The sequence below is a fragment of the uncultured Microbacterium sp. genome, from assembly GCF_963521695.1.
GTDB lineage: Bacteria > Actinomycetota > Actinomycetes > Actinomycetales > Microbacteriaceae > Microbacterium.
On the sequence record NZ_CAUQWC010000259.1, the window covers coordinates 1 to 4,255 of the forward strand.

The window sequence follows — 4,255 nt, forward strand, 5'->3', positions numbered from 1 at the left end:
ACGGGCACCGCAACCCGGGGTCCGCGCTGGCCGCCCCGGCTAGCGTGGACGTCATGAACGGCCTGACCTACGACGAGGTCGGCGCGACCGCCGGCGAGATGCCACCGGGCTACCACCACGTGCGGGCGCAGCGCGTCGTCGGGCACGGACCCGCCGACTTCGTCTGTGCCGCCGACGCGTTGTTCGCGGGCGAGGCGCAGCGCCGGTCGGTCGCGCGGGTCGAGCTGTCCGAGACGCCGATGCGCGAGGGCACCCGCGTGACGATGCGACTGGGGCTCGGCATCCTGAGTTTCCGCATCCCATGCCTGGTCGTGTGGGCCGAGCGCACCGAGACCTCGGCAGGCTTCGCCTACGGCACGCTGCGCGGACACCCCGAACGGGGCGAGGAGCGCTTCACCCTCACGCTGCACCCCTCGGGCGACGTCGTCTTCGCGATCGCCGCCTTCTCGGCGCCGGGCCGCTGGTTCACCCGCGTCGGCGCTCCCCTCGGTCGCGTGGTGCAGGCGTGGATGACACGGCGGTACCTGCGCGCGCTCTGACCCCGGATGCCGGGCGCCGGTGCATATGCCACTTCTGCGCGTCCTTGGCAATGCCCTGGACCACTCCCGACTGCTTCTCGAACCTGGCGAAGCGCCTCTCGACGAAGACCGCGCGAGAGGAGATCATCATGAGCACCCGCATCCCCGGCGTCCCCTCCCTCCGCCGGTCGTCCCGGTGACTCTCTCCTCCGCCGCGACCCGCGCGGACGACGACACCGACCCTGGAGCGCGGCGCCGCCTCGCGCGGCAGAAGGTGAAGTACAACCGACGCGAGGCCATCGCCGGCTACCTCTTCATCTCCCCCTGGATCGTGGGGTTCCTCATCTTCACGGCCGGGGCGATGATCTACAGCCTCGTCATCTCGTTCTCGAGCTACAACCTGGCCACGGGCGCCGCCCGCCCTGTCGGGACGAGCAACTACGCACAGTTGTTCGAGGACCCGAGAGTGGCCGTCTCGCTCGGCAACACCCTCTTCTACGCCGTCATGGCCGTGCCGCTCGAGATTGCCTTCGCCCTGTTCCTCGCCCTCCTGCTCAGCCGGGTGGGCCGCGGCGCCGGCCTCTTCCGGACGCTGTACTACCTGCCGAAGATGACGCCGGCGGTGGCGACCGCGGCGGTGTTCTTCCTGCTGCTGAACGGCAACTCGGGAGCGATCAATCAGGCGCTCGGCGCCATCGGCATCCCGGGTCCGCAGTGGCTCGTCGACCCCGCCTGGGTGAAGCCGAGCATCGTGCTGATGACGCTGTGGACCGTCAGCGGCACGATGGTCATCTTCCTCGCCGCGCTCAAGAACGTGCCCGTCGACCTGTAGGAGGTCGCCGCCATCGACGGGGCGGGGCCGATCCGCCGCTTCTTCTCGATCACGCTGCCGATGATCTCGGGGGCGATGTTCTTCAACGTCATCGTGCTCACCATCGCCGCGTTCCAGGTCTTCGACCAGGCCTACCTGCTGTTCTGGCGCGATCAGAGCAACGCCTCGCCCGAGGCATCGCTCTTCTATGCGATCTATCTGTTCCAGCAGGCGTTCCGGCAGTTCAACTTCGGGTTCGCCGCAGCGATGGCCTGGCTGCTGTTCGTCATCATCCTGGCGATCACCATGATCCAGATCCGCGTCGGCAATCGCTTCGTCTACTACGAGGGGGACCGCTGATGGCGACGTCGCTCCAGACCCCCGGTGTCGCGAAGGCCCGCCCGGAACAGGCGGTCGCGGTTGCTCCGCGCACGCCCCGCTGGCGCCGCGCCCTGTCGCAGCCGAAGACCCTGGCCGGTCGCGTGGTGCTCGCCATCGTGCTCGTGCTGTTCGCGCTGCTGTTCCTCTACCCCTTCGCGTGGCTGCTCGCGGCGAGCCTCAAGCCCCGCGGCGAGGTGTTCGACAACGCCCTGATCCCGAAGACCTTCACACCGGGCAACTACGCCGAGGTGTGGAGCCAGCTTCCGCTGCTGAACTGGATGTTCAACAGCGTCGCGATCGCGCTGCTCGCGGCCACCACCGTCGCCGTCATGAGTTCGATCGTGGCCTTCGGCTTCGCATACTTCCGCTTCCCGGGCCGCGGGCTGCTGTTCGGCCTGGTATTGGCGACCATGATGCTGCCGGGCGCGGTGACGATGATCCCGATCTACCTCGTCTGGAAGGAGACGGGGCTGCTCGGCACCTGGGTGCCGCTGTGGGGCATGAACCTCTTTGGCAGCGCCTTCTACATCTTCTTGCAGCGTCAGTTCTTCCTCGGCGTCCCGCGGGAGTTGTTCGAGGCGGCCCGACTCGACGGCTGCAGCGCCTGGGGACTCTTCTGGCGCATCGCGATGCCGCTGTCGATCCCGTCGTTCATCATCGTGTTCCTGTTCGAGTTCCAGGCCAGTTGGAACAACCTCCAGGCCGCACTCATCTATCTCAACGCCGGGTCGGTCGAGGAGTTCACCGCTCCGCTCGGCATCGCCTACGCCATGACGAAATACAGTCCGAGCGCCGGCGGCCAGGGCGACTACCAGTACGTGATGGTCGCCTCCCTCCTCGTCACCCTCCCGATGCTGATCATCTTCGCGTTCGGTCAGCGCTACTTCATCGAGGGCGTCGCCACCCAGGGCCGTAAGGGCTGAACCCCCGTCTCGAAAGGACACATCATGCGCAAGCGTTCCCTCGCCGTCGTCGCCGTCGCCGCGGCATCCGTCGCCGTTCTCGCCTCCTGCAGCGCGGGCGCCGAAGACACGGCCGCCGATGTCGACTTCTCGGCCCCGCCCACCGGCACCCTCGCCGCCTGGGGCTTCGAGAACGCCGACGACGTCGGGCAGTCCCGTCTCGACTACGCCGCCGAGCAGCTCGGCGACGTCGAGGTGACCCTGGATGCCACGGCCTTCGACGCCCAGAAGTTCACGACTCGCATCGCCGGCGGGAATGTGCCCGATGTCGTGCAGATGGATCGCCGCTACGTCACGACCTATGCCGCTCAGGGACTGCTCATGCCGCTCGACGCATGCTTCGAGGCGAAGGGCGTCACCCCGAACGAGCGCTGGTATCACAACGTCGTCGACGACGTCACCTACGAGGATGCCGTCTACGCGGTGTCGCAGTTCTACCAACCGCCGGCGATCCTTCTCAACATGAACGTGCTGAATGAGGCCGGCGTCGCGCCGGAGGAGTTCGATACGTCCGACATGGAAGGCATGCTCGCAGCGATCGGCAAGATCTATCAGGCGCAGGGCGGCAACCCGACGCGCCTCGGCCTCGACCCGGTCGCGACCGGGCAGGGCGGACTATGGGTTCTCGGCATGGGCGGGCAGCTCACTGACGGCGAAGGCGCACCGACACTGGACGACCCCGCGAACGCCGCGGGCATCGACGCGCTGAAGCAGATCACCGACGCACAGGGCGGCTACGCCGTGGTCAAGAGCTTCACGGACTCGTTCGACACCTTCGGCGACGCGAACCAGTTCGTGCAGAACCAGGTCGGCGCGCAGGTCGCCAACCAGTGGTATCCGAACGTGCTGAGCGCCTACCGCGACAAGATCTCTTTGCAGGCGGTTCCCTTCCGCGATGCCGAGGGCCAACCCTTCTCGCTCGCCTCGGGCACGGCGTTCGTCATTCCCGCCGGCGCGAAGAACCCGGCGGCCGCCTGCGCCTGGATGACGGAGCTCACCTCGACCCACGCGTGGATGGCCGCGGGTGCCGCACGCGCCGCGACCATCGAGGGCAAGGGCGGGCTCAACACGGGCCTATTCACCGGCTCGCCGGAGGCCGACGAGATGATCCGCGACCAGTTCGTGGTGCCGACCGGCGATGCTGGCTTCGATCAGGTGATCTCGACCTTCTACGACGTGGTCGAGAGCGGGGAGTCGTTCGGCTCGTCGCCGGCCGGGCAGGACATCCAGAACGAGCTCAACAACGCCATCACCGCCGCGCTCCTCGGCGACAAGACGACGGAGCAGGCCCTGGCCGACGCACAGCAGGCCGCACAGCGCGCCTACGACAACGCCACGGCCGGCTGAGCGGGCAGGGCGCCCCGGTTCAGATTCGGGGCGCCCGTCCGCCTTGCGGATGCGGCGGCGCACGCCGTGTGGACAACGCGGCCCGCGCCGGTGAGATCGCCCCGCGGGAAGCGCGGGTGGTGCGGTGCCCTCGCCGCGACCTGCCGCTGATTCAGCGCCCTCGCAAGGGGCTGCGCGCGGCCCCGCGGCTCGGCAGGATGGGCGCATGGCCAAGATCGTGGTGAGCAGCATGGTGA

Annotated in this window: 3 protein-coding genes and 1 pseudogene; all 4 read left to right on the top strand. The window is 68.3% G+C overall.

Features of this window, described 5'->3' with window-relative positions; all coding sequences use genetic code 11:
* Positions 1-539: DUF1990 domain-containing protein (locus tag RWP81_RS14725; protein WP_314457334.1), on the top strand; the 539-nt coding region annotated here is incomplete at its 5' end.
* Between the two features lie 253 nt (positions 540-792).
* Positions 793-1,689: pseudogene (locus RWP81_RS14730) on the top strand (carbohydrate ABC transporter permease).
* Positions 1,689-2,633, top strand: a complete 945-nt coding sequence (locus tag RWP81_RS14735) for a carbohydrate ABC transporter permease (protein WP_314457337.1) — start codon at positions 1,689-1,691, stop codon at positions 2,631-2,633. Before RWP81_RS14730 ends, RWP81_RS14735 begins: the two are co-directional and overlap by 1 nt.
* A gap of 24 nt (positions 2,634-2,657) precedes the next feature.
* Positions 2,658-4,019: an extracellular solute-binding protein gene (locus RWP81_RS14740; protein ID WP_314457338.1), complete on the top strand. Its 1,362-nt coding sequence runs from the start codon at positions 2,658-2,660 to the stop codon at positions 4,017-4,019.
* The last annotated feature ends 236 nt before the right edge of the window (positions 4,020-4,255 follow it).